Here is a 24,198-nt window from a genome sequence, read left to right on the forward strand (position 1 = left end):
TCATGCAGCCGCACCAGCAGCACGAGAACGATCAGCAGAACCAGCAGGACCGCGAGATCGAGTTCGCCGCGATCGTCGCGGCCCTCGCCGAGGAGCACGGCGTGCCCGGCGCCTCCGTCGGAGTCCTGGCCGGCAACCAAACGACCTTCGTGAACCACGGGGTCACGAGCCTCGCCCACCCGCGCCCGGTCGACGAGCACACCGTCTTCCACCTGGCGTCGATCTCGAAGACCTTCACCGCGACCGCCCTCCTCCGCCTGGTCGAACAGGGCCGGGTCGACCTCGACGCGCCGGTCCGGCGCTACGTGCCCGAGCTCGTCCTCGCCGACGAGGAGGCCGCCGACCGGATCACCGTCCTCAACCTGCTCAACCACACCGCGGGCCTCGACTGGAACCTGATCGACACGGAGGGCGAGGACGGCTCCCTCGCCGCGTTCGTCGCCAAGCTGGACCGCCTCCCGCTGATCGCCGAGCCCGGCGCCCGCGCCTCCTACAGCCAGGCCGGCTACAACCTCGCCGGGCGGATCGTCGAGAACGTCACCGGCCGCACCTTCGAGCAGGCCGTGGCCGCCCTCGTCCTCGAGCCGCTCGGCCTCACGGACACCGTCTTCGACGTGGACGACGTCATGGTCCGGCCGTTCGCCACGGGCCACGTCCACGCCGAGGACGGCGAACTGAAGGCCGCCCGCCCCTGGAAGGCCTTCCGCGCTGGCACCCGCGGCGACAACCCCGGCGGCGGCATCGCCTCCACCACGGCCGACCTACTCGCCTGGGCCCGCTTCCACCTGGGCGACGGCGACGGCCTGCTGCGCACCGGCACCCTGCACGGCATGCGCGAGGAGACGGCGCCGCTGCGCGGCAGCACGATGGGCGACGGCTTCGGCATCTGCTGGTTCCGCCGCGCCGTCGACGGCGTCCGCACCATCGGCCACGGCGGATCCGGCAACGGACAGTACGCCGAACTGCACCTCGCGCCCGAGCACGACTTCGCCGTCGTGACCCTCGCCAACAGCGAGGAGGGCTACCTCTTCAACCAGGCCGTCGTCCGCGCCGCCTTCGCGCACTTCCTCGGCCTGGTCGAGAAGGACCCCGAGCCCGTGCCGTACGACGAGACCCGCGCCCGCGAGGTCGCCGGGCGCTACGAGATCGACGCCATGAACCTCGACATCGCCACCGACGGGCAGCGGCTCACCCTCGCGGTGGAGATCAAGCCGGAGATCCGCCAGGCCTCGGACGCGGACATGCCGCCGGACATCGCCCCGGCCGCCATGGGCTTCCTGCCCGGCGACGGCGACGAGTACGTCCTCACCGAGGGCACCCTCGCGGGCCAGCGCGGCTTCTTCACCCGCGACGCCGACGGCCGTGTCACGGGCGTCGACCTGGGAGGCCGTCTCTTCAGCCGGACGGCCGGCTGACTAGCCGACGTGGACGCGGGGGCGGCGGTCCCGGTCGGATTCCGCCTCGCGCAGGATCTCGCGGGTGACGGGGGCGATCTCGCCCTGGCCGAAGAGGAAGAAGCGGAGGAAGTTGGCGAAGGGGTTGCCTTCGGTCCACTCGAAGTAGATGTGTGGACGGGTGCCGGTGAGGTCGCGGGCGTGGAGCAGGAGTGCCGCGAGGGCGTTGGGCACGGAGGAGCTCTCCACCGTGAGGACCCGGAAGCGGTCGTGGAGGACCTCGCCCTTCACCGTGAGACCGGCCTCGAACTCGGACGGGTCGGTGATCTTCACCTCGACGAAGACGAAGTCCTCGGTGCCGGGGATGTCATTGTCGGCGCGGATCTGGTCCTTCTTCGCCCGGTACTCCTCGGCGTCGCGGTTGTCGGGCTCGTTGGCGATGAAGCGGGGCGTGCGCTTGGAGATGTCGCGGATGAAGCGCTCGGCCATGTCGTCCAGCTCCACATGGGTGACCCGCAGCTCGAAGGCGCGACCGAGGCGGGAGAGGAGCGAGATGAGGATGATGCCGGCGATGAAGCACGCACCGATCTTCACGCCGTCGGGGCGCTCGATGACGTTGAGGACGGTGGTGTAGAGGAAGACGGCCGAGATGATCCCGAAGCCGATGGTCCAGCCCTTCTGGCCGGCCTTGCGGGCGGCGATGGTCACGGCGATGGCGGCCGAGCAGATCAGGACGAGGACACCGGTGGCGTACGCGCCGCCCTGGGCGTCGACGTCCGCGTCGAAGATCCAGGTCACGAGGAAGGCGACCAAGGTGAAGACGATGACCATCGGGCGCACGGCGCGCGCCCAGTGCGGGGCCATGCCGTACTTCGGCAGGTAGCGCGGCATCAGGTTGAGCAGGCCCGCCATGGCCGACGCGCCGGCGAACCACAGGATGAGGATGGTGGAGACGTCGTAGACGGTGCCGAAGGTGTTGCCGAGGTACTCGTGAGCGAGATAGGCGAGCGCGCGGCCGTTGGCGCTGCCGCCGGACTCGAACTCCTTCTCCGGGATGAGGACCGTGGTGATGAAGCTGGTCGTGATCAGGAAGACGCTCATGATGAGCGCGGCCGTCGTCAGCAGCTTCTTGGTGCCGCGGATCCGCCCGGTCGGCTTCGCCTCGGTGTCGCCGGGCTCGCCCTGGACGTGGGGCATGACGGCCACGCCGGTCTCGAAGCCGGAAAGACCGAGCGCCAGCTTCGGGAAGACGAGCAGGGCGACGCCGATCATCGCGAAGACGTTGCCGTGCTCCTGGGTCAGTGCGGCGGTCCAGTCGGTGACGACGTGGCCCTCGGTCAGGACGTGCCACAGGCCGTTGACCACGACGACCGCGTTGAGCGCGAGGTAGATGCCGACCAGGGCGACGGCGACGCCGATCGCCTCCAGGAAGCCCTTGAGGAACACCGCGCCTAGCAGCGCGATGAGGATCATGGTGATCAGGACCTGCTTGTCGTGCAGCGCCGATTCCAGGTGCGGGTTCTCCACCAGGTGGGTCGAGGCGTCGGCGGCCGACAGCGTGATGGTGATGAGGAAGTCGGTAGCCGCGAAGCCCAGCAGGGTCAGGACGAAGAGCTTGCCCTTCCAGAAGGACAGCAGCCGCGCCAGCATCGCGATCGAGCCCTCGCCGTGCGGGCTCTCCTCGGCCACCCGGCGGTAGACCGGCAGGGCGCCGGCCAGGGTCACGATCACGAGCACGATCGTGGCCACGGGGGAGAGGAGACCGGCGGCCAGGGCGGCGATGCCCGGCTGGTAGCCGAGGGTGGAGAAGTAGTCGACACCGGTCAGGCACATCACCCGGTACCAGGGCTGACCCTTGTGCCCGGCGTCCGCGGCCGGTTCCTTGGGTCGGGAGGGTTTGCCCTTGCCCATGTCGGACAGGCCCTCCAGCATCCACGCTCGCAATCGGCTGGTGCGAGCGTCGTTCGTGGTGGCCATCGGTTGTCCCCGGGTGTTCGTAGGCGATCGTTCTTGGCCGTCACACGGACGGCCGGGCAAGCCTAAGCAGGACGCCCCTCGCAGACCCCGGTTCGCGCGTCAGGAAAGCGTCAAGATGGCCCGGTCGGGCGTCGGATCCCTCACACCACGGGCAGCCTTGAGTCGTATACGGAGGAGGTCTGGGATGCGGACGTCACTCCGGGACGCAGTCGCGATGGCGGCCGCGCTCCTCGCACCGTTTCTGATGGCGTTGGTGCTGCTGCCGTTGCGTACGAGCCTCACGCACACCAACCTGGCGCTGCTGCTGGTTGTCGTGGTCGTCGCCGTGTCGGCCCTGGGTAACAGGTTCGCCGGGGCGCTGGCCGCCCTGTCGGCTGCGGCCTGGTTCGACTTCTTCCACACCGAGCCGTACCAGAGCTTCCACATCCAGGACCGTGCCGACGTCGAGACGGCGGTTCTGCTGCTGCTCGTCGGCCTGGCGGTGTCCCAGCTCTCGGCGCGTGCCCGCGTGTTGCGGCGGGTCGCGGTCTCGGACGCGGAGCATCTGGAGCGGGTGCATGCTGTGTCGAGGCTGGTCCGGTCGGGCGGATGCTCGGCTGACGAGCTCGTCGAGCGGATCCGGGAGGACCTCATCGCGCTCCTCGACTTGCGCGACTGCCGCTTCGAGCCCGGCGCGGAGTCCGCCGCCGATCGGCTACCCAGGCTGGAACCCGACGGCTCGCTGCGGGTCGAAGGATGGATCTGGGACATGGACCGGCAGGGATGGCCGGACGGGCAGACCGAGCTGTGGGCCGTCGCTCAGGGGCGCTGCCAAGGGATCTTTCTTCTGACGCCTGCCCCCGGCGTCGTGCCGGCGTCGCCGGAGGCCCGACTGGTCGCGGTCGACCTGGCGGGCCTGGCCGCCCTCGCGCTTGCAGGGCAAACGGATCTATCCCAGCCCTGACGCCTTGAGGACCGATCGCGCCGTCTCGGCGTGGATGTAGAGGGAGAGCCGAGCGAGATCGCTGGTGTCGCGGCTCAGCGTGCCGCGCCGCACGGAGGCTCGGGCGCCGGCCTCGAGCCGGAGCCAGATCGCCGGATTGGCGGACAAAACCCGTAGGTCGACCTCGACTCGGCCGCCCTCCGCATCTCTCAGGATCACGCGATGCGAAGTGCCCCCGGACGGCCAGGCGACGCACGAGAGCCGGTCGATGCGGACCGTCCTCGCCACCCAGAGGCCCTGGACGATCAGCAGGTCCGATGCTGCGGTGACCCGCGCGGGCAGCAGGATCACCAGCAATACCGACGCGAGAGTGATGAATGCCGCGGTGCGGAGGACGGCTAGGCCGTGCGTACCGGCGTCGACGATCAGCGACATCAACAGCAGCATGACGGCGCATCCGACGGCGGTCCGGGCCTCTCCCGGCCATCCCACGTCGGAAAGGACATCGCCGGGGACGCCCGGTACGGGTCGGGCGATGCGACGGGGCATCTTCATGGCGCTCACGCTAGGCGCACAGTCCCGCCAGATCATCGAGCTCCTACGCCGTGCTTACGCTGCCTCGCCCAGAATTGACGCGTTGCTGACGGGCACGGGCCCAGTCGTGTGGTGGACGTACTCGCGGATGAGGCGGAAGCCGGCGGTCCAGGCCAGGAGGCGGCTGGCGCGGTTGTCGCGCGAGCAGCTCCAGGTGGCGATTCGGCCTCGGGCGGAGATGTCGTCGGTCAGGCCCTGGACGCAGGCGAGGGCGAGGGGCTGTCGTCGCTCGGAGGGGTCGGTGGCGCAGGCGACGTCCTCGTACCGGCTGCCGGTGAAGCGCGTGCACGCCACTGCCAGCACGCGGCCCTTGCGGAAGGCGGCCCAGCCAAGTCCGGAGGCGGCGAGGCCGGCCGGACCGCCCCACGTGGCGTGGATCCAGCTCATGGTGGGGACTATCGCGGCGAGCGCCGGACCGTCCTCGGGACGGAGCCGCCGTACCGTCACCCCGCGTGGCACACGCGGCGGTACGCCGGTCGCGTGGTGCACGTACAGCATGCGGTCCCAGGAGTGCAGGCGGTCGAAGGCGGCGCCGAGGAGCGGCAGGAAGCGGTCGGAGGCCTCGACGCAGAGACCGGCCAGTGGGGCGAGGTCGGCAGAAGTGAGGGCTGTGGGGTCACCGGCCAGGAGGGCGTGATCGCCGCAGGTGACAGCGATGACGCGGGGCCGGACGGTGCGGTCGGTCCACCAGGAGCCGTGGCCCGTGGTGAGGACGTGTTCGGCGAGGGCGGCGGTGCCACGCCCTCCGATGGGGAACACACGGGTGCAAGAAGGTGGTTGGTGGGCGGGGTGTGGGATCACGGGAGAACCTCCGGTACGGACACGGGGCGGCTCGCCGAGGGGCGGGCCGCCCCGGTCGGGTCAGCGCTGGCCGGCCTTGCGGCCGTGGTTGGCCTTCTTCTTGCGGCGGGCCTTCTTCTTGCGGGCGCGCTTCGACATGGCGGGTCGCTCCTTCAGGCGGTGTGGCCGACGAGGACGTCGGCGAGCTTGGTGAGGCGCTTGACCGTGCGCTCCTCGGTGGCGGCGGGCGCCGGGGCGACTCGCTGGTCGCGGTCGTAGTACGCCCCGTTGACGATCTCGACGGCCGGGTCGCAGAGCCGCACGACATGGGCGGCGCCCTCCGCCGGCGACACGCCTTCGTGGGCATACAGCGGCAGCAGGCTGGTGGTGCAGATGCCGGGGTGGACGGAGACGGCGGTGACGCGCGGGTCGGCGGCGAAGACGGTCAGGGCCAGCTGGGACTGGGCGTAGGCGGCGAGCCGGGAGTAGCGGCGGGCCCGGTTGGGGTCGGCCCACTGGATGGAGCCGGACCGGTGCAGTGACGAGGACACGTTGACCACCCGGCCGCCCGACTCCGAGGTCAGGGCCGGCTCCAGGAGGTTGGTCAGGAGGTAGTGCGCCAGGAAGTTGACCTGGAAGGCGATCTCGTTGCCGTCGACGGTGACGGTGTGCCGCTCGGGCGCCGCCATGCCCGCGTTGTTCACCAGGACGTCCAGGTGCGGGTGTTCGGCGCGGACCCGTGCGGCGAGCTGCTCGACCTCCTCCAGGCGGGAGAAGTCCGCGCCGAACGCGCACACGCGCTCGGCGGACACGTCGGAGAGCGTGACGAGCCGGTCGACGGCCGCGTGCGCCTCCTCAGTGGTCCGCCCGTGCACGAGCGCGGTCGCACCGCGCTCGGCGAGCAGCCGGGCGGTCTGGTGGCCGATGCCGGAGGTGGCGCCCGTGACGAGCACGGTGCGTCCGGACAGGGAAGAAGAAGACATGGTTCGTCCAGGGATGGTTGATGCCGATGAGGTACGAGAAGAGGGGCGCCGAGACCGGTAACGACGGTCACGGCGCCCCTGTGACGTGGCGCGGGCAGGCGTCAGCGCAGGGCGGACGCGCCCGGACGGCAGCGGGGCGTGCGACTCGGCGACGCCTGATGAGGCGGCCGGTCCAGCAGGAGCCACGCGCTGTTCACGCTTCTCATCCAATCCCTGGCCGCGTCCCCGGGCAAGCCCAACGACGTTTCTCTGACGCTCCCCTGACGTGCGTTCACCCGAGGCTCGGGATCGTCGACACGAGCAGGTCGATGGCCTTGATGCCGACGAACGGAAGGACCAGGCCACCGAGGCCGTACAGCAGCAGATTGCGGCGCAGTAGGTCGTGCGCGGACGCCGGCGTGTAGCGGACTCCGCGCAGGGCGAGCGGAATGAGCGCCACGATGATCAGGGCGTTGAAGATGATGGCGGAGGTGATCGCCGAGGTGGGGCTGTGCAGGCCCATGATGTTGAGCGCTTCCAGACCGGGGTAGGCGCCGGCGAACATCGCGGGGATGATGGCGAAGTACTTCGCCACGTCGTTCGTGATGGAGAAGGTCGTCAAGGCGCCTCGTGTGATGAGGAGTTGCTTGCCGATTTGGACGATCTCGATGAGCTTGGTCGGGTTGGAGTCGAGGTCGACCATGTTGCCGGCCTCCTTCGCGGCCGACGTGCCCGTGTTCATCGCCACGCCGACGTCAGCCTGCGCGAGCGCCGGGGCGTCGTTCGTGCCGTCGCCCGTCATGGCCACGAGCTTGCCGCCCTCCTGCTCCTTCTTGATGAGGGCGAGCTTGTCCTCGGGGGTGGCTTCGGCGAGGAAGTCGTCGACGCCGGCCTCGGCGGCGATCGCGCGGGCGGTCAGCGGGTTGTCGCCGGTGATCATCACCGTGCGGATGCCCATGCGCCGCAGCTCGGCGAACCGTTCCTTGATGCCTTCCTTGACGACGTCCTTGAGATGGACGATGCCGAGCACCCGAGGGCCGTCCCAGTCGTGCACGGCCACCAGCAGCGGCGTGCCTCCAGAGGCGGCGATCGCGTCGCTCCAGAGGCGCGCCTCGGCCGGCACCGCACCGCCGTACATCTCTACCCAGGCGATGACCTGCGCGGCGGCGCCCTTGCGGATGTGGCAGACGGCGCCGTTGCCCCAGCGCAGGTCGATGCCGCTCATCCGGGTCTGCGCGCTGAACTTCACGAACCGGGCGTTGGACAACTCGCCTTCGGTCGGCGCCCGCAGCCCGAAGCGCTCCTTCGCGAGCACCACGACCGAGCGTCCCTCGGGCGTCTCGTCGGCGAGGGAGGAGAGCTGGGCGGCGTCCGCGAGCTTGGCCTCGTCGACTCCCGGGAGCGGTACGAAGTCTGCTGCCTCCCGGTTTCCCAGGGTGATCGTGCCCGTCTTGTCGAGGAGCAGGGTGTTGATGTCGCCGGCGGCTTCGACGGCGCGGCCCGACATCGCGAGCACATTGCGCTGCACGAGACGGTCCATGCCGGCGATGCCGATCGCCGACAGCAGCGCGCCGATCGTCGTCGGGATCAGGGTCACAAGCAGGGCGACCAGCACGGTGGTGGACGGAGCGGCCCCCGCGTACGCGGCCATCGGCTGCAGGGCGACGGTGACGAGGACGAAGACGGTCGTCAGCGCGGCGAGCAAGATGTTGAGCGCTATCTCGTTCGGGGTCTTCTGCCGTGAGGCGCCCTCGACCAGGGCGATCATCCGGTCCATGAACGAGTGGCCGGGGCGGGAGGTGACCCGTACGACGATCCGGTCCGAGAGCACCGTCGTACCGCCTGTCACGCCCGACCGGTCGCCACCGGCCTCCCGGACCACGGGTGCGGACTCGCCGGTGATGGCGGACTCGTCGACCGCCGCGACGCCGTCCACGACGTCGCCGTCGGCCGGGATCAGCTCGCCCGCCTCGACGAGCACGAAGTCGAACATCGCCAGATCGGTGGCGGCGACGGCCTCCGTCTCGGCCGTGTGGAGATTGGTGCCGTAGCGCCAGTGCTTCAGCCGTAGCGCCACCGTGTCCGTCCGGGCCTTGCGCAGCGACTCGGCCTGGGCCCGGCCGCGCCCTTCGGCGACCGCCTCGGCCAGGTTGGCGAAGACGACCGTCAGCCACAGCCAGACGCTGATGACCCAGGTGAAGACCGAGGGGTGGACGATGGCGGAGAGGGTGGTGAGCACCGATCCGACGGCGACGACGAAGAGCACAGGGTTGCGGACCAGGTGCCGCGGATGCAGTTTGCGCAGGGCGTCGGGGAATGAGCTGAGCATCTGGGCGGGGTCGAGCAGCCCGCCCTCCACGCGGCGTCTGCGCCGTGGTGGGCGTGCGGTGGGCGGGACGGAAGGCGCCTGCTGGACTGGAGCGGCGGGATTCATGGGGCCAGGACCTTCATGAAGGAGCCGCCGCCCGGGACGGTGGGCGGCGGCTGGATCGGCAGGACGCACCGGGCGAGGCCCCGGGTGCGCCGGATGGACGAGCGGACAGAGGAACGGGAGAGAGGGGGCGGCATCCCGCCGAGCCCTGAAGAGGTAGGGCGATCGGCGGGACGCCGGCCCCGCTCGGCGCATGCGGATGGGAGGCACGGCACCGAGCGGCCTTCGTCGAGGGGTCGAGCCACTGACGTCCTCGGCGGTGAGCGGCGGTTGCCGAATCTAGTCCCCGACTCGGGCCGCGCTGGGAGTCGTTGACGTCCTTCTGACGGTTGAGACGCTTCCTCTGACGGCTTCTTTGCACCGCGCAAGTGCTGTCCGTCAAGGCGGTGTCAGGACCCACGGGCGGCGCGTCAGAAGCACGTCAACAGCAATCGATTTCGGTCTTCGTCCGGTCAAGGATGATCGACACGGGGGGCGGACGACCGTTGAGATCGGCGGGCGCGTGACCATCAGCGCCGGTACCGGGAACAGTCAGGGGGCGGGGGCCCCGACTGAAGCCCAACGCCATGCGACGGCCGTCCGGCCAGGGGCCTCGTTCGGCCTGTGACCCAGAGGGGGGTCGCGGGTCGGGCCGGCCGCGGGCCGGGGTGTCCCAGGAGTTCTGACACGCACTCCTGGAACGGCACCCCGGCCCGTTTCGGCTGTCCCGCCCGGCCGTGCCGGCCGCGGACGACGCCCGTACGGATCGCGTCAAGAGCCTGACAGCATCGCGGCCCGGCGCGCCAGAGAGCCGTCAAAGTGGCTGTGCAGGACCCAGCGGGAGGCGTTTCCTCCGAGTGTGCGTGCGCAGCACGAGCGCAACTCCGATGAAACGCAAGGCAGTCGAAGGGGCAGTCCGGAACATGAGTGTCGAGAACGTCGTCGGTCTGATCGTCGCGGTCGCGCTGGTCGGCTACCTGGTGGCCGCCTTCGTCAAGCCCGAGAAGTTTTGAACGCCCGCCATCCCACCGAGGCGGCTCGTGGTCGCACCGGCCGGCTCAAGGTCTACCTCGGGGCCGCCCGTGGCGCGGGCAAGACCTGCCGGATGCTCGACGAAGGCCGCCGCAGGGCAGCGCGGGGTACGGACGTGGTCGCCGGGCTCGTGGAGTGCCGCGGACGGCCGTACACCGAGACCCTGCTCGAGGGGCTCGAATGGATCCCGCCCCGGGGCCGGGAGCTCGACCTGGATGCGGTGCTGAGCCGCCGCCCGGAGGTCGTCCTCGTCGACGATCTCGCCCACGTCAACGCCCCAGGCGGCCGCAACGAACGGCGTTGGCAGGACGTGGCCGAACTCCTTGCCGCCGGCATGGACGTCGTCACCACACTGGACATCCAGCACCTGGAATCGCTCAGCGACGTCGTCGAGCGCATCACCGAACTGCCCGGCGGCGACACCGTCCCCGACACGGTCGTGCGCGGCGCGGACCAGATCGAGCTCGTCGACGTGGCGCCCGAGGCGCTGCGCCGCCGGATGGCCCACGGCGACATACTCCCGCCCGGCGAGGTCGACGCCGCTCTCGCCCGCTACTTCCGCATCGGCAACCTCACCGCGCTGCGTGAACTCGCCCTGCTGTGGCTGGCCGACCGCGTGGACGACGCCCTGCGCGCCTATCGTTCGGAACACCGCATCGGCGGCGTCTGGGAGACCCGCGAGCGGGTCGTCGTGGCGCTCACCGGCGGGCCGGAGGGGGAGACCCTGATCCGCCGCGCCGCCCGGATCGCCGCCCGTGCCGCCCACGGCGAACTCCTCGCCGTGTACGTGGCCCGCAGCGACGCCCTGACCGCGGGTGCCTCGGCCGCCGCCCTCGGCCGGCAGCGCCGGCTCGTCGAAGACCTGGGCGGCAGCTACCACACGGTCGTCGGCGAGGACGTGCCCACGGCCCTGATCGACTTCGCCCGAGCGGAGAACGCCACCCAGCTCGTCGTCGGCACCAGCCGGCGCGGGCGGCTGGAACGATTCCTCACCGGGCGCGGCATCGGCGAGACGACGGTGGCGCTCTCCGGCGACATCGACGTCCACATGGTCACCCACGAACGGGCCGGGCGGGGCCGTCTGCTGCCTTCCCGGCGGCGCACGCTGCCGACGTCCCGGCTCGTCGCCGGGCCGGTCGCCGGCCTGGTCCTCCCCGTACTTCTGACCCTGCTGCTCGACCGCGCCCGCGGCACGCTCAACCTCACCAGCGAGGCGCTGCTCTTCCTCCTCACCGTGGTGGGCGTCGCGTGCATCGGCGGTGTCGCCTCCGCGCTCGTCGCCGCGCTCACCGCCTCCCTGCTGCTCAACTACTGGTTCATACCGCCCGTCGGGCAGTTCAGCTTTCAGGACCCCGACAACCTCCTCGCCCTCGTCGTCTTCGCCGTCGTCGCGGGAGTCGTCGCCGTGGCCGTCGACCGCTCCCTACGGCTCTCCCGCAGGGCCGCACGCGCCACCGCCGAAGCCGAGACCCTGTCCTCGCTCGCGGGCTCCATCGTCCGCGGCGAGGAGGCCATCTCCGCCCTGCTCAGCCGCGCCAAGGAGGCCTTCGGCATGGCATCGGCCGAGCTCATGGACTCGACCGAACTCGCCGCCGCCCGGCAGGCAGAACCGGACGACAGCATGGCCACCACCGGCGTCGCCGTCGGCGACGACCTGCACCTCGTGCTGCGCGGCCGACTCCTGTCGTCCTCCGACCGCAGGGTCCTCGCCGCCTTCGCAGCCCACGTCTCCGCCGCCACCGAACGCGACCGGCTCGCCGAAGCCGCCGCCCAGGTGGAACCCGTACGGGCCGCGGACCGCATGCGCACCGCGCTCCTCGCCGCCGTCAGCCACGACCTGCGCACGCCGCTCGCCAGTGGCTGGGCCGCCGTCGCCTCGCTGCGCAGCCCCGACGTCGACTTCACCGAGGAGGAACGGCGGGAACTCCTCGACACCGCCGACACCTCCATGGCCCGGCTCGGCCACCTCATCGACAACCTCCTCGACATGAGCCGCCTCCAGGCCGGGGCGCTCTCCCTGTCGCTACGGCCCACCGCCCTGGAGGAGGTCATCCCCTCGGCTCTCGACACCCTGCCGCCCGGCTCCCGGCCGCCGACGCTCGGCGCCCTGGAGGACACTCCCGAGGTCCTCGCCGACCCGCCCCTCCTCGAACGGGTCGTCGCCAACCTGGTCGCCAACGCCACCCGCTTCGCCCCGCCCGAGCACCCGGTCCTGATCACCGCCAGCACCCTGGCCGGCCGGGTGGAGCTGCGGATCGTCGACCGCGGCCCCGGTCTGCCCGCAGACGCCCATGAACGGGCCTTCGAGCCCTTCCAGCGCCTCGGCGACACCGACAACACCACGGGCGTCGGCCTCGGCCTCGCGCTCTCCCGAGGCTTGACCGAGGCCATGGGCGGCACACTCACGCCCGAGGACACCCCAGGCGGCGGCCTGACCATGGTCCTCAGCCTGCCCTGCGCACCGCTGGAGGCGAGTGGTGCCGGGGGAGCCACGAAGGCGGCCAGGTGAGCGAGCCGACCTGGGTGTCTCCGTCAGGCCAGGTCATTCGTTCAGGCGTGTGCGGATCAGTGTGTCGAGACGCCGCCACGCCGGCGACTCGGCGTTGACCGTGCCCTGGATGAGGGCGGGGATCTCGGAGGCCGTGTCCAGCTCGGGCACCGCGTCGCGTCCGTAGCGTGCCCGGGTCTCCTCGACGATCCGACGGGCGAGGTCGACGAGGCGAGGGTCGTCGGGATCGCGGTCGTGCGCGTGGTCGTAGTCGAGGAAGAGCTGCCGCCGCGCTGGGTCGGACACGATCTCGCTCTGGTCCTCGAAGAGCGTGATCGCCTGGTCCGGATGGGTGGCGAACACGAGGATCCACAGGTCACGTTGCAGGTCCACCCAGCGGGAGGTGAATCCCCAGCGGGTCAGCCGCTCCAGAAAGGCGACGACCTCGGCGGGCAGGGGCGACAGTTCCCCCGCCGCAAGCCGTCGCAAGCGCACTTGGTTCGCCCGCAGGCCACGGATGCGGGCGGTGAGCTCGTCATCGATCTCATGCAGCGCCTGCTGGAAGTCCTCATCGGCCGCCGCTCTGAGGTCCCGGATACGGGCCAAGGGGACTCCGGCTTCCGCGAGTGCGCGGATCTTGATCAGCTCGATCGCGTCAGTAGCGCTGTACCGCCGGTAACCGGATGCGTCGCGGTCGGGCTCGGCGAGCAGCCCTTTGTCGTGATAGACGCGAATCGTCTTCGTCGACACTCCGACATACCTGGCCAGCTGCCCGATGGTGATCACGCAGCCATCGTCCCATTTGACCTTTCCCCAGGGGCAAGGTCGCACCCTGGCGCCATGACGAACACGAACATCGATCGGGAAACCCTGCGGGCGCTGGCCGAGGAGGGCAACGAGACGGCTCTGGACAGGCTCGCCGACCTCGCCGACGCCGACGGCGACCTGGAGGAGCTGAGCGAGCTGCTGGACGAGGGATCCATGCGGGCCGGGCTCCTGCTCACGCGACGCGCGGCCGCGGCGGGCGACCTGCGCGAGCTGCAACGGATCTCGGACGCCGGGTACGACGATGCCGGGGACGAGCTGAACCGTCTGCTGAAGGGGCAGGCCGGCGGGGAAGACGACTGATCCAGGACGAGGGCGCGTACGGGATGTGTAAAGACGACCGCAGTGCACGTTAGGAGGGCGTCAACGCCGACGGTGTGCTGGCTGAAATGAGCTTTCCTCTAACAGGTCCGTTCGGACCGCTCATCTCATCCACACACATTCGGGAGCTCACGATGGCCGACGTGGCCTTCGTCGTCACCACGGTCGCGATCTTCGCGCTGGTGGCTTTCGTCGCCAAGGGGGTGGCGAAGCTGTGACTGTCGAGAACATCGTCGGTCTGGTGGTCGCCACCGGCCTGCTGGTCTATCTCGTCCTCGCCCTCGTCAAGCCGGAGAGGTTCTGAGTACGGATATGAGTCCCGTCCTGGCTGGAGTACTCCAGCTCGTCGCCCTCGTCGTCGCCCTCGGTCTCTCCTACCGGCCGCTCGGTGACTACATGGCCAAGGTGTACTCCTCGGAGAAGCACTACCGGCCCGAAAAGTGGCTCTACAAGGCGATCGGTGCCAATCCGAACGTCGAGATGCGCTGGCCTGCGTATCTGCGCGGTGTGCTGGCCTTCTCCGCGGTGAGCGTCCTCTTCCTCTACCTGCTGCAGCGTCTCCAGGGTGCGCTGCCCGGCTCGCTCGGCTTCGTGTCGATCGACCCCGACCAGGCGTTCAACACCGCCGCGTCGTTCGTGGCGAACACGAACTGGCAGTCGTACTACGGTGAGCAGGCCATGGGCCACGTCGTGCAGACCGGCGGCCTCGCGGTGCAGAACTTCGTGTCGGCGGCCGTGGGTATTGCGGTCGCGGTCGCGCTGGTGCGAGGCTTCGCCCGGTCGCGCACCGGTGAGCTGGGCAACTTCTGGGCCGACCTGGTCCGGGGTGTCGTCCGGATCCTGCTGCCGATCTCGGTGATCGGCGCGCTCGTCCTCGTGGCGTGCGGTGCGATCCAGAACTTCTCCGGCATCCACGAGGTCGGCCAGTTCACGGGCGGTACGCAGCAGTGGAACGGCGGCGCGGTTGCCTCGCAGGAGGTCATCAAGGAGCTGGGCACGAACGGCGGCGGCTACTTCAACGCCAACTCCGCCCACCCCTTCGAGAACCCGAACGGTCTCTCCAACCTCTTCGAGGTCTACCTGATCCTCGTCATCCCGTTCGCGCTGACGCGGACCTTCGGCCGCATGGTCGGCTCGCTGAAGCAGGGCTACGCGATCCTGGCCACGATGGCCACCATCTGGCTCGTCTTCACGGGCCTGATGATGTGGACCGAGTTCGCGGGCAAGGGCCCGGCCTTCGACATCGCGGGTGGTGCGATGGAGGGCAAGGAGACCCGGTTCGGCATCGGGGCCTCGGCGATCTTCTCGGTGGCCACCACGCTGACGTCGACCGGCGCCGTGAACTCCTTCCACTCCTCCAACACCGGCTTCGGCGGCGGCATCAACCTCCTGGGCATGCAGCTCGGCGAGATCGCGCCCGGCGGCGTCGGCTCCGGGCTGTACGGCATGCTGATCATGGCGATCATCGCGGTGTTCATCGCCGGCCTGATGGTCGGCCGCACGCCCGAGTACCTGGGCAAGAAGATCGGCACCCGCGAGATCAAGTTCGCCGCGCTGTACATCCTGATCACCCCGGCACTCGTGCTCTGCTTCACGGCGGCGTCGTTCGTCCTGGACACCCCGGCCAACTCGATGACGAACTCCGGCGCGCACGGCTTCTCCGAGATCCTCTACGCGTACACGTCGGGCGCCAACAACAACGGCTCCGCGTTCGCCGGTCTGAACGCCGACACCCAGTGGTTCAACTCGACCATCGGCATCGCGATGCTGCTCGGCCGGTTCCTGCCCATGGTGTTCGTCCTCGCCCTCGCCGGCTCGCTCGCCGAGCAGACCCCCGTCCCCGAGACCGCGGGCACCCTGCGCACCGAGAAGCCGCTGTTCACCGGCCTGCTGGTCGGCACGATCATGATCATCACGGGTCTCACCTACTTCCCGGCCCTCGCGCTGGGACCGCTCGCCGAAGGGCTCGCGGCATGACCATCGACGTAAAGAAGCAAGAGGACGCTGTGAACCAGCCGTCTACCTCCACGGCGACCAAGGCGCCGCACGGCGACCTGTCAGCCGGACACCAGGCTCCCGGCCGCGTCGGCGGCGGTCTGTTCGACCCGAAGCAGCTGGTGAAGTCCTTCCCAGACGCCATCAAGAAGCTCGACCCCCGGGTGATGGTCAAGTCCCCCGTGATGTTCGTGGTGCTCGTCGGCTCGGTGGTCACCACCGCGCTCGCGATCAAGAACCCGGGCGACTGGTTCGGCTGGGCGATCACCGCCTGGCTCTGGCTGACGACGATCTTCGCCAACCTCGCGGAGGCGGTCGCCGAGGGCCGCGGCAAGGCGCAGGCCGACACCCTGCGCAAGGCCAAGACCGACACCGTCGCCCGCCGTCTCACCAAGGACGGCAAGGGCGAGGAGCAGGTGCCCGGCACCGAGCTCAGGATCGGCGACCTGGTGGTCTGCGAGGCCGGCGACGTCATCCCCGGCGACGGTGACGTCGTCGAGGGCGTCGCGAGCGTCGACGAGTCCGCCATCACGGGCGAGTCGGCCCCGGTCATCCGTGAGTCCGGCGGCGACCGTTCGGCCGTCACCGGCGGTACGAAGGTGTTGTCCGACCGGATCGTCATCAAGATCACGACGAAGCCCGGCGAGACCTTCATCGACCGGATGATCAACCTGGTGGAGGGCGCCGCACGGCAGAAGACGCCGAACGAGATCGCGCTCAACATCCTGCTGGCGTCCCTCACCATCGTCTTCCTGCTGGCCGTGGTCACGCTCAAGCCCTTCGCGATCTATGCCGGGGCCGACGAGCAGACCTCGATGATCGTCCTCACGGCGCTGCTGGTCTGCCTCATCCCGACGACGATCGGCGCCCTTCTCTCCGCGATCGGCATCGCCGGCATGGACCGGCTCGTCCAGCGCAACGTCCTCGCCATGTCCGGCCGCGCCGTCGAGGCCGCCGGCGACGTGTCGACCCTGCTCCTGGACAAGACCGGCACGATCACGCTGGGCAACCGCCAGGCGTCGGAGTTCGTTCCGGTCAAGGGCACCACCGAGGCCGAGGTCGCCGACGCCGCGCAGCTTTCCTCGCTGGCCGACGAGACGCCCGAGGGCCGCTCGATCGTGGTGCTCGCCAAGGAGAAGTACGGGCTGCGCGAGCGCCACCAGGGTGAACTCGCCCATGCCGAGTGGATCGAGTTCACCGCCCAGACCCGCATGTCCGGCGTCGACGTCGACGGCCGCAAGGTCCGCAAGGGCGCGACCGGTTCGGTCGTGACGTGGGTGAAGGAACGCGGTGGCGAGGTCGCGAAGGATGCCCAGGAACTCACCGACGCCATTTCCCAGGCCGGCGGCACGCCGCTGCTGGTGGCCGTGGAGGACGACAAGGGCGCGCGCGTCCTCGGTGTCATCCATCTGAAGGACGTCGTCAAGGAGGGCATGCGCGAGCGGTTCGACGAGCTGCGCCGCATGGGCATCAAGACGATCATGATCACGGGTGACAACCCGCTGACCGCCAAGGCCATCGCCGAAGAGGCCGGCGTCGACGACTTCCTCGCCGAGGCCACGCCCGAGGACAAGATGGCCCTCATCAAGCGGGAACAGGCCGGCGGCAAACTGGTCGCGATGACCGGCGACGGCACCAACGACGCGCCCGCGCTCGCGCAGGCCGACGTCGGCGTCGCGATGAACACGGGCACGTCGGCCGCGAAGGAGGCCGGCAACATGGTCGACCTCGACTCGAACCCGACCAAGCTCATCGAGATCGTCGAGATCGGCAAGCAGCTCCTCATCACCCGAGGCGCGCTGACCACCTTCTCCATCGCCAACGACGTCGCGAAGTACTTCGCGATCATCCCGGCCATGTTCGCGGTCGCCTACCCATCGCTCGACAAGCTCAACATCATGGGCCTGGCCTCGCCCGAGTCCGCGATCCTGTCCGCGGTCATCTTCAACGCGCTGATCATCATCGCCCTGGTCCCGCTCGCCCTGAAGGGCGTGCAGTACCGGCCCTCCAGCGCGGACTCGATGCTGCGCCGCAACCTGGGCCTCTACGGCCTGGGCGGCCTGATCGCCCCGTTCATCGGCATCAAGATCATCGACCTGCTCATCTCCCTCATCCCCGGGATCGGCTGACGACCATGAACAACTCTGTCGGAAATGCAGGGCGTCTGCTCTGGGCCGGGCTCCGCGCCCTGCTCGTCCTGACCGTGGTGACGGGCGTGCTCTATCCCCTCGCCGTTACCGGCATCGCCCAGGTGGCCTTCCCTGGCAAGGCCAACGGCTCCGAGATCAAGGACGCGAGCGGCAAGGTCGTCGGCTCGGAGCTGATCGGCCAGACTTACAACCTGCCGAAGAAGAACCCGGACGACGCGGAGGAGGCCGTGGTCCCGGACCTGAAGTGGTTCCAGCCTCGCCCCTCGAACGGCCTCGGCAGCAACAGCGTCAACACCCAGTACTCGATCATCCTGTCCGGCGCCACGAACCGTTCAGGTGACAACGCCGACCTGATCAAGTGGGTGACAGACGCCAAGGCGGCTGTCGTCAAGGACAACTCCACCGCCGACTACAAGGTGAAGCCGTCCGACGTCCCCGCCGACGCGGTCACCTCTTCCGGCTCCGGCCTGGACCCGCACATCTCGCCCGAGTACGCGAAGCTCCAGGTCCACCGGGTCGCGGAGAAGAACCGTCTCGACGTCAAGCAGGTTGAGAAGCTGGTCGCCGACCACACCGACGACCGTATCCTCGGCTTCATCGGCGAGCCACGCGTCAACGTCCTCCAGCTCAACATCGCGCTGAAGAACCTTGTGGCGGCCAAGGGCTGATGGCCTTAGGTCCGACACTTGGGAGCCGGCAGTCCGGGACCGCCCCGGCTGCCGGCTCCCGACACGCATCCGACGCCATGCTCACAACGAAAGGCAGTACGCCGATGACCCGCGTCCTGGTCGTCGAGGACGACGCGCAGCTCGCGCGTGCGCTGACGATCAACCTCAAAGCACGCAAGTACGACGTGGACGCGGCCTACGACGCCGCCACCGCGCTCCGGCTCGCGGCCAGCGAGCAACCGGACGTGATCCTGCTGGACCTCGGACTGCCGGACATGGACGGCATCGACGTCATACGGGCGCTGCGAGGCTGGAACCGGAGTCCGGTGCTCGTGCTGTCCGCCCGCAGCGGGTCCGAGGACAAGATCCGCGCGCTGGACGCGGGCGCGGACGACTACATGACCAAGCCGTTCAGCATGGACGAGCTCCTCGCCCGGCTGAGGGCGGCCACCCGCCGGATCGAGGAGTCGCCCGCGCACGTGCAGCCGGGTGCTGGAGCGGCGGTCGGCGCCGTGGTCACGACCGACGACTTCACCGTCGACCTCGTGGGGAAGAAGGTACGGCGCGGTGACCGCGACGTCAGGCTGACCCCGACCGAGTGGCATCTGCTGGAGATCCTCATCTGCAACCCCGGCATCCTCATCAGCCAGCAACGTCTCCTCAAGGAGGTGTGGGGGCCGAGCTACAGCACCAAGACCAACTACCTGAGGGTCTACATGGCGCAGCTGCGCCGCAAACTGGAGGCGGACCCGTCACACCCCCGCTATCTGATCACCGAGCCTGGCATGGGGTATCGCTTCGAGGCGTGACCCCGCCCACGCACCCCTGCCCACTCACCCCACGGGCTCTGCCCTTACACGCTCTGCCCGACATCGACGAGAAACGACACCATGGGACGCGGAAAGCTTCGTATCTACCTCGGCGCGGCACCGGGCGTCGGCAAGACGTACTCGATGCTTTCGGAGGCCCACCGGCGGGTGGAGCGCGGCACCGACTGCGTCGTCGCCTTCGTCGAGCACCACCACCGGCCGCGTACGGAGGTGATGCTGCACGGCCTGGAGACGATGCCGCGCAGGGAGATCGAGTACCGGGACACCGTGTTCACCGAGATGGACGTGGACGCGGTCCTTGCCCGCAAGCCCGCCGTCGCGCTCGTGGACGAGTTGGCCCACACCAACATCCCTGGGGCACGGAACGCCAAGCGGTGGCAGGACGTCGAGGAGTTGCTCGCGGCCGGCATCGACGTCATATCCACGGTCAACATCCAGCACCTGGAGTCGCTCGGCGACGTCGTCGAGTCGATCACGGGGGTACGGCAGCGGGAGACCGTTCCGGACGAGGTGGTGCGCCGTGCCGACCAGATCGAGCTGGTCGACATGTCGCCCCAGGCGCTGCGCCGGCGCATGGCGCATGGGAACGTCTACAAGCCGGACAAGGTCGACGCGGCCCTCTCCAACTACTTCCGCCCCGGCAACCTGACCGCCCTGCGTGAGCTCGCGCTGCTGTGGACGGCGGACCGGGTCGACGAGTACCTCCAGGAGTACCGGACCGAGCACCGGGTCTCGAAGATCTGGGGCTCCCGGGAACGGATCGTGGTGGGCCTGACCGGCGGCCCCGAGGGCCGCACGCTCATCCGCCGGGCCGCCCGGCTCGCCGAGAAGGGCGCGGGAGGCGAGGTCCTCGCCGTCTACATCTCCCGCAGCGACGGCCTCACGGCGGCGTCCCCGAAGGAACTGGCGGTTCAGCGGACCCTGGTCGAGGACCTCGGCGGGACGTTCCACCACGTCATCGGCGACGACATCTCCACGGGGCTCCTGGAGTTCGCGCGCGGGGTCAACGCCACCCAGATCGTCCTGGGTGTCAGTCGTCGCCGCTCGTGGCAGTACGCCTTCAGCCCTGGGGTCAGCGCCACTGTTGCTCGCGAGTCGGGTCCCGACCTCGACGTCCATATCGTCACTCACGACGAGGCGGCGAAAGGCCGAGGCCTGCCCGTCGCGCGCCGCGCGAAGCTGGGACGTTCCCGCACCATCTGGGGTTGGCTGGTCGGCCTCGTGGGACCCGTCCTGCTCACCCTGCTGCTCAGCAGTGCCCTCCCCGATGTGGGCCTCGCGAACGACGTCCTGCTCTTCCTCACCCTCACTGTCGCGGCGGCCCTGCTCGGCGGCCTCAAGCCGGCCCTCGCCTCCGCCGCTGTCGGATCGCTGCTGCTCAACTACTACTTCACTCCTCCTATCCACGAACTCACGATCGCCGACCCGAAGAACGTGGTCGCCCTGTTGATCTTCGTGGGCGTGGCGATCTCCGTAGCGTCCGTTGTCGACGTGGCTGCCCGCCGCACCCATCAGGCCGCCCGCCTGCGGGCGGAGGCGGAGACGCTCTCCTTCCTCGCAGGCAGCGTGCTCCGCGGAGAGACCAGCCTGGATGCCTTGCTCGAACGCCTTCGGGAGACCTTCGCCATGGAGTCCGTCGCACTCCTGGAACGCCATGACGACACCGAGCCGTGGACGTGCGTCGCCGTCGTCGGCCCCGGCCGCCCGGTCGGCCGCCCCGAAGACGCGGACGTCGACATGCCGGTCGGCGACCACTTGGCGCTCGCCCTGACCGGCCGTGTCCTCCCGGGCGAGGACCGGCGCGTTCTCGGGGCGTTCGCCGCCCAGGCGGCGGTCGTGCTCGACCGGCAGCGCCTGGTCGACGAGGCGGAGGAGGCCCGCAGACTGGCCGAGGGCAACAAGATCCGCACGTCCCTGCTCGCGGCCGTCAGCCACGACCTGCGTACCCCACTCGCCGGCATCAAGGCCTCCGTCTCCTCCCTGCGCTCCGACGACGTCGAATGGTCGGACGAGGACCGCGCCGAACTCCTCGCCAACGTCGAGGAGGGAGCCGACCGGCTCGACCACCTCGTAGGCAACCTCCTGGACGTCTCGCGCCTGGAGACCGGCACCGTCACCGCCGTACTCCGGCAGACCGACCTGGACGAGGTCGTCCCGATGGCCCTCGTCGGAGTGCCTGACGACAGCGTCGAACTCGACATCCCCGAGACGCTGCCCATGGTCGTCGTCGACCGAGGCCTGCTGGAGCGGGCCGTCGCCAACATCGTCGAGAACGCGGTGAAGTACAGCCCCGCCGGCACACCGGTCCTCGTCGCCGCCAGCGCCCTCGCCGACCGCGTCGAACTCCGCGTCGTCGACCGCGGCCCCGGCGCCCCCGACGAGGCCAAGGACCGCATCTTCGGCGCCTTCCAGCGCTACGGCGACGCCCCGCGCGGCGCCGGAGTCGGCCTCGGTCTCGCGGTCGCCCGCGGCTTCGTCGAGGCCATGGGCGGCACGGTCACGGCGGAGGACACCCCCGGCGGCGGCCTGACGATGACCATCAGTCTCCGCATGGAGGACGGCGCCCCGCCCTTCCGCCCCCACGCGACGACCGAGACGACGTGACCGCTCGGCAGACCACACGGAGAGGATGTTCGGGCCTGCACCGAGGCAGGTCCGAAGCCGCCAGGACCAGACGTCGTCGATCAGGAGGCGTCCGCCGGGCCCGGCTGCTCGGGCACGGCACCCGTCGGGGTCAGAGCCGCGCGTGCTTTCCCGGACGGTGACCAAGCCGTGCCACCCGCGCGCGCTCGGACCCGCGGACCCGCTGCGCCGAGCCCTTGCGGCCGAGACCACCCCCCTGTGGCGCCTCGGAATGGCTGTGCCGAGTTGTGGGAGGGCGGCCGGCGTGGGCGTGTCGGTTTACTTCGGGTCGCGGTTGAACTGTGCCGTCGACCAGCGGTAGCCGAGTGCGGTGAGGGCGACGCACCAGGCGATCGCGAGCCAGCCGTTGTTGCCGATCTCGGTGCCGAGGAGGAGGCCGCGGAGGGTCTCGATGGCGGGGGTGAAGGGCTGGTACTCGGCGATCGGCTGGAACCAGCCGGGCATGGTGTCGGCCGGGATGAAGGCGCTGGAGATGAGAGGAAGGAGGATCAGCGGCATGGCCATGTTGCTCGCCGCCTCGGGGTTCGGGCTGGCCATGCCCATGCCGACCGCGATCCAGGTCAGCGCCAGGGCGAAGAGCACGACGAGCCCGAACGCCGCCAACCACTCCAGGGCGGTCGCGTCCGTGGAGCGGAAGCCGATGGCCACGCCGACGGCGCCGACGAGGACCACGCTCATGACGGATTGCAGCACGCTGCCGGCGACGTGCCCGATGAGGATCGAGGGGCGATAGACCGCCATCGTGCGGAAGCGGGCGATGAGGCCCTCGGCCATGTCCATGGAGACGTACACCGCGGCCCCGATGACGGTGCTGCCGATGGTCATCAGCAACAGGCCGGGGACGATGTAGGCGATGTAGTCGGAGCGGTCGGCGGTGCCGCCGCCGATGCCGGCGCTCATCACGTCGCCGAAGATGTAGACGAAGAGCAGAAGCATCATGATCGGCGTGAGCAGCAGGTTCAGCGTCGCTGACGGGTAGCGCCGCGCGTGCAGCAGGTTGCGGCGCAGCATCGTGTTCGAGTCGCGTACGGCGAGAGAGAGCGAGCTCATCGGGCGTTCTCCTGGTGCTGGCTGGGGGTGTCGGTGGGGGCGGTCAGGGCGAAGAACACGTCGTCGAGGTCAGGGGTGTGTACGGTCAGTTCGTCCGCCTCGATGCCGGTGGAGTCGAGCCAGTCGAGAATGGAACGCAGTTCGCGCTGGCTGCCGTCGCTGGGGATGGACAGCGACAGTGCCTCGTCGTCCCGGTTGACCTCGCGCAGAGAGTCGGCGGCGGACTGGTACGCGTCCGGGTCGGTGAAGCGGAGCCGGATGTGGCCGCCAGGGATGAGCCGCTTGAGCTCGTCGGCGGTTCCCTCGGCGGCGATCTTGCCGTTGTTCAACACGGCGATCCGGTCGGCGAGTTCGTCCGCCTCCTCCAGGTACTGCGTGGTGAGGAAGACGGTCACGCCGTCGGCGACGAGGCCGCGGATGATCTGCCACATGTTGTGGCGGGAGCGCGGGTCGAGGCCGGTGGTCGGCTCGTCGAGGAAGATGATCCGTGGGCTGCCGACCAGGGTCATGGCGAGGTCGAGGCGGCGCTTCATGCCGCCGGAGTAGGTCGAGGCGGGCTTCGTTGCCGCGTCCACGAGGTCGAAGCGGGCGAGGAGTTCGGCGGCGACCCTGCGTCCCTCCGCCTTGGGCAGGTGGTGGAGGTCCGCCATGAGGAGCATGTTCTCCTCGCCGGTGATCAGGCCGTCGACGGCGGAGAACTGACCGGTGACACCGATGGCGGCACGGACCGCCTGCGGGTCGGCGGTCAGGTCGTGCCCGCCGACATGCAAGTCGCCGGCGTCGGCGGTGATCAGCGTGGAAAGGATCTTCACGACGGTGGTCTTGCCGGCGCCGTTAGGGCCGAGCAGCGCGAAGACGGTCCCGGCCGGGATGTGCAGATCGATGCCGTCGAGGACGGTCTTCTCACCGTACGACTGGCGCAGACCCACGGCGGAGACCGCGGTCGGTGACGGACGCCCGCCCCTTCGATTGGATGTGGGCATGACAGATGAAGGCATGGTGGCTTCCTTCCGAAAGGTGAAGGTGCAGGGGGGAGTTAACTGTCCGACCGTCAACCGTCTGTGACGACACGTCAGTCATGTCGCCTTGGGAGAGGATGTCGAGTGGGCTCGTGCCGAAGCCCCGCGCGCAGGGGGGCGTCGGTATGGCTGAGCCAG

20 protein-coding genes are annotated in these 24,198 nt (G+C 69.7%); 12 read left to right on the forward strand and 8 right to left on the reverse strand.

The features are described 5' to 3' along the window. Window positions 1-2 precede the first annotated feature (2 nt). The gene (locus ACFWJO_RS25855; RefSeq protein ID WP_386868770.1) at window positions 3-1,415 is read left to right on the forward strand and encodes a serine hydrolase domain-containing protein; all 1,413 of its coding nucleotides are present in this window, start codon (window positions 3-5) and stop codon (window positions 1,413-1,415) included. Here the strand turns inward: ACFWJO_RS25855 and ACFWJO_RS25860 are convergent, their stop codons facing one another. Next, window positions 1,416-3,371 carry an amino acid transporter gene (locus ACFWJO_RS25860; protein WP_386868772.1) on the reverse strand — a complete coding sequence of 652 codons (1,956 nt, stop codon included), beginning with the start codon at window positions 3,369-3,371 and terminating at the stop codon, window positions 1,416-1,418. A gap of 184 nt (window positions 3,372-3,555) precedes the next feature. Here ACFWJO_RS25860 and ACFWJO_RS25865 point away from each other — a divergent pair, with 184 nt between their 5' ends. Further along, window positions 3,556-4,314, forward strand: coding sequence for a DUF4118 domain-containing protein (locus tag ACFWJO_RS25865; protein WP_386868774.1), 759 nt, complete (start codon window positions 3,556-3,558; stop codon window positions 4,312-4,314). Here ACFWJO_RS25865 and ACFWJO_RS25870 read toward each other — a convergent pair. The 4 genes from ACFWJO_RS25870 to kdpB (ACFWJO_RS25885) form a co-directional block, all read right to left on the reverse strand. Beyond that, complete coding sequence (locus tag ACFWJO_RS25870) at window positions 4,300-4,848, reverse strand: hypothetical protein (RefSeq protein ID WP_386868776.1); 549 nt, start codon at window positions 4,846-4,848, stop codon at window positions 4,300-4,302. The two genes, ACFWJO_RS25865 and ACFWJO_RS25870, sit on opposite strands and share 15 nt — an antisense overlap. A 54-nt stretch (window positions 4,849-4,902) precedes the next feature. Continuing rightward, a complete protein-coding gene (locus tag ACFWJO_RS25875) occupies window positions 4,903-5,646 on the reverse strand; it encodes a GNAT family N-acetyltransferase (RefSeq protein WP_386868777.1) in 744 nt (247 codons plus the stop codon). Window positions 5,647-5,840: 194 nt separating this feature from the next. Continuing rightward, the gene (locus tag ACFWJO_RS25880; RefSeq protein WP_386868778.1) at window positions 5,841-6,650 is read right to left on the reverse strand and encodes an SDR family NAD(P)-dependent oxidoreductase; all 810 of its coding nucleotides are present in this window, start codon (window positions 6,648-6,650) and stop codon (window positions 5,841-5,843) included. A 271-nt stretch (window positions 6,651-6,921) separates the two neighbouring features. Further along, on the reverse strand, window positions 6,922-9,063 hold the full coding sequence (gene kdpB, locus ACFWJO_RS25885; protein ID WP_386868780.1) for a potassium-transporting ATPase subunit KdpB: 2,142 nt from the start codon (window positions 9,061-9,063) through the stop codon (window positions 6,922-6,924). Between the two features lie 899 nt (window positions 9,064-9,962). Here kdpB (ACFWJO_RS25885) and kdpF (ACFWJO_RS25890) point away from each other — a divergent pair. Then, window positions 9,963-10,052 carry a K(+)-transporting ATPase subunit F gene (gene kdpF / locus ACFWJO_RS25890; RefSeq protein ID WP_386868782.1) on the forward strand — a complete coding sequence of 30 codons (90 nt, stop codon included), beginning with the start codon at window positions 9,963-9,965 and terminating at the stop codon, window positions 10,050-10,052. After that, window positions 10,049-12,580: an ATP-binding protein gene (locus tag ACFWJO_RS25895; protein ID WP_386868784.1), complete on the forward strand. Its 2,532-nt coding sequence runs from the start codon at window positions 10,049-10,051 to the stop codon at window positions 12,578-12,580. Before kdpF (ACFWJO_RS25890) ends, ACFWJO_RS25895 begins: the two co-directional genes overlap by 4 nt. 33 nt (window positions 12,581-12,613) lie before the next feature. Here ACFWJO_RS25895 and ACFWJO_RS25900 read toward each other — a convergent pair whose 3' ends face one another. After that, window positions 12,614-13,345, reverse strand: a complete 732-nt coding sequence (locus ACFWJO_RS25900; protein ID WP_386868786.1) for a MerR family transcriptional regulator — start codon at window positions 13,343-13,345, stop codon at window positions 12,614-12,616. Between the two features lie 54 nt (window positions 13,346-13,399). Between ACFWJO_RS25900 and ACFWJO_RS25905 the strand changes: the two genes are divergently transcribed. From ACFWJO_RS25905 to ACFWJO_RS25940, 8 genes are all read left to right on the forward strand, one after another. Next, complete coding sequence (locus ACFWJO_RS25905; protein ID WP_386868787.1) at window positions 13,400-13,687, forward strand: hypothetical protein; 288 nt, start codon at window positions 13,400-13,402, stop codon at window positions 13,685-13,687. A gap of 74 nt (window positions 13,688-13,761) precedes the next feature. Beyond that, on the forward strand, window positions 13,762-13,923 hold the full coding sequence (locus ACFWJO_RS25910) for a hypothetical protein (RefSeq protein ID WP_386868788.1): 162 nt from the start codon (window positions 13,762-13,764) through the stop codon (window positions 13,921-13,923). Further along, window positions 13,920-14,009 (forward strand): K(+)-transporting ATPase subunit F, encoded by a 90-nt coding sequence (gene kdpF, locus ACFWJO_RS25915; RefSeq protein WP_386868790.1) that lies wholly within the window; start codon window positions 13,920-13,922, stop codon window positions 14,007-14,009. The genes ACFWJO_RS25910 and kdpF (ACFWJO_RS25915) overlap by 4 nt, the downstream gene beginning before the upstream one ends. Before the next feature lie 8 nt (window positions 14,010-14,017). After that, on the forward strand, window positions 14,018-15,682 hold the full coding sequence (gene kdpA / locus ACFWJO_RS25920; protein WP_386868792.1) for a potassium-transporting ATPase subunit KdpA: 1,665 nt from the start codon (window positions 14,018-14,020) through the stop codon (window positions 15,680-15,682). Then, window positions 15,679-17,829 carry a potassium-transporting ATPase subunit KdpB gene (kdpB, locus tag ACFWJO_RS25925; protein ID WP_386868794.1) on the forward strand — a complete coding sequence of 717 codons (2,151 nt, stop codon included), beginning with the start codon at window positions 15,679-15,681 and terminating at the stop codon, window positions 17,827-17,829. Before kdpA ends, kdpB (ACFWJO_RS25925) begins: the two co-directional genes overlap by 4 nt. A 5-nt stretch (window positions 17,830-17,834) precedes the next feature. Continuing rightward, the gene (locus tag ACFWJO_RS25930; protein WP_386868796.1) at window positions 17,835-18,518 is read left to right on the forward strand and encodes a potassium-transporting ATPase subunit C; all 684 of its coding nucleotides are present in this window, start codon (window positions 17,835-17,837) and stop codon (window positions 18,516-18,518) included. A 104-nt stretch (window positions 18,519-18,622) separates the two neighbouring features. Next, window positions 18,623-19,327, forward strand: coding sequence for a response regulator (locus tag ACFWJO_RS25935; RefSeq protein ID WP_386868798.1), 705 nt, complete (start codon window positions 18,623-18,625; stop codon window positions 19,325-19,327). Between the two features lie 81 nt (window positions 19,328-19,408). Next, a complete protein-coding gene (locus tag ACFWJO_RS25940) occupies window positions 19,409-21,952 on the forward strand; it encodes an ATP-binding protein (protein WP_386868800.1) in 2,544 nt (847 codons plus the stop codon). A 297-nt stretch (window positions 21,953-22,249) separates the two neighbouring features. On the opposite strand, the gene ACFWJO_RS25945 is transcribed toward ACFWJO_RS25940, so the two are convergent. Together ACFWJO_RS25945 and ACFWJO_RS25950 are read right to left on the reverse strand one after the other, a co-directional pair. Next, window positions 22,250-23,041 carry an ABC transporter permease gene (locus ACFWJO_RS25945; RefSeq protein WP_386868802.1) on the reverse strand — a complete coding sequence of 264 codons (792 nt, stop codon included), beginning with the start codon at window positions 23,039-23,041 and terminating at the stop codon, window positions 22,250-22,252. Next, on the reverse strand, window positions 23,038-24,024 hold the full coding sequence (locus ACFWJO_RS25950; RefSeq protein WP_386868864.1) for an ATP-binding cassette domain-containing protein: 987 nt from the start codon (window positions 24,022-24,024) through the stop codon (window positions 23,038-23,040). Before ACFWJO_RS25950 ends, ACFWJO_RS25945 begins: the two co-directional genes overlap by 4 nt. Window positions 24,025-24,198: the final 174 nt, after the last annotated feature.

This window comes from Streptomyces sp. NPDC127092, from assembly GCF_042722475.1.
Classification (GTDB): domain Bacteria; phylum Actinomycetota; class Actinomycetes; order Streptomycetales; family Streptomycetaceae; genus Streptomyces.

Coding starts and splice junctions, on each gene's coding strand:
- ACFWJO_RS25855 (WP_386868770.1), top strand. CDS start 3: ATGCAGCCGCACCAGCAGCACGAGAACGATCAGCAGAACCAGCAGGAC.
- ACFWJO_RS25860 (WP_386868772.1), bottom strand. CDS start 3,371: ATGGCCACCACGAACGACGCTCGCACCAGCCGATTGCGAGCGTGGATG.
- ACFWJO_RS25865 (WP_386868774.1), top strand. CDS start 3,556: ATGCGGACGTCACTCCGGGACGCAGTCGCGATGGCGGCCGCGCTCCTC.
- ACFWJO_RS25870 (WP_386868776.1), bottom strand. CDS start 4,848: ATGAAGATGCCCCGTCGCATCGCCCGACCCGTACCGGGCGTCCCCGGC.
- ACFWJO_RS25880 (WP_386868778.1), bottom strand. CDS start 6,650: ATGTCTTCTTCTTCCCTGTCCGGACGCACCGTGCTCGTCACGGGCGCC.
- kdpB (WP_386868780.1), bottom strand. CDS start 9,063: ATGAATCCCGCCGCTCCAGTCCAGCAGGCGCCTTCCGTCCCGCCCACC.
- kdpF (WP_386868782.1), top strand. CDS start 9,963: ATGAGTGTCGAGAACGTCGTCGGTCTGATCGTCGCGGTCGCGCTGGTC.
- ACFWJO_RS25905 (WP_386868787.1), top strand. CDS start 13,400: ATGACGAACACGAACATCGATCGGGAAACCCTGCGGGCGCTGGCCGAG.
- kdpA (WP_386868792.1), top strand. CDS start 14,018: ATGAGTCCCGTCCTGGCTGGAGTACTCCAGCTCGTCGCCCTCGTCGTC.
- kdpB (WP_386868794.1), top strand. CDS start 15,679: ATGACCATCGACGTAAAGAAGCAAGAGGACGCTGTGAACCAGCCGTCT.
- ACFWJO_RS25930 (WP_386868796.1), top strand. CDS start 17,835: ATGAACAACTCTGTCGGAAATGCAGGGCGTCTGCTCTGGGCCGGGCTC.
- ACFWJO_RS25935 (WP_386868798.1), top strand. CDS start 18,623: ATGACCCGCGTCCTGGTCGTCGAGGACGACGCGCAGCTCGCGCGTGCG.
- ACFWJO_RS25940 (WP_386868800.1), top strand. CDS start 19,409: ATGGGACGCGGAAAGCTTCGTATCTACCTCGGCGCGGCACCGGGCGTC.
- ACFWJO_RS25945 (WP_386868802.1), bottom strand. CDS start 23,041: ATGAGCTCGCTCTCTCTCGCCGTACGCGACTCGAACACGATGCTGCGC.
- ACFWJO_RS25950 (WP_386868864.1), bottom strand. CDS start 24,024: ATGCCCACATCCAATCGAAGGGGCGGGCGTCCGTCACCGACCGCGGTC.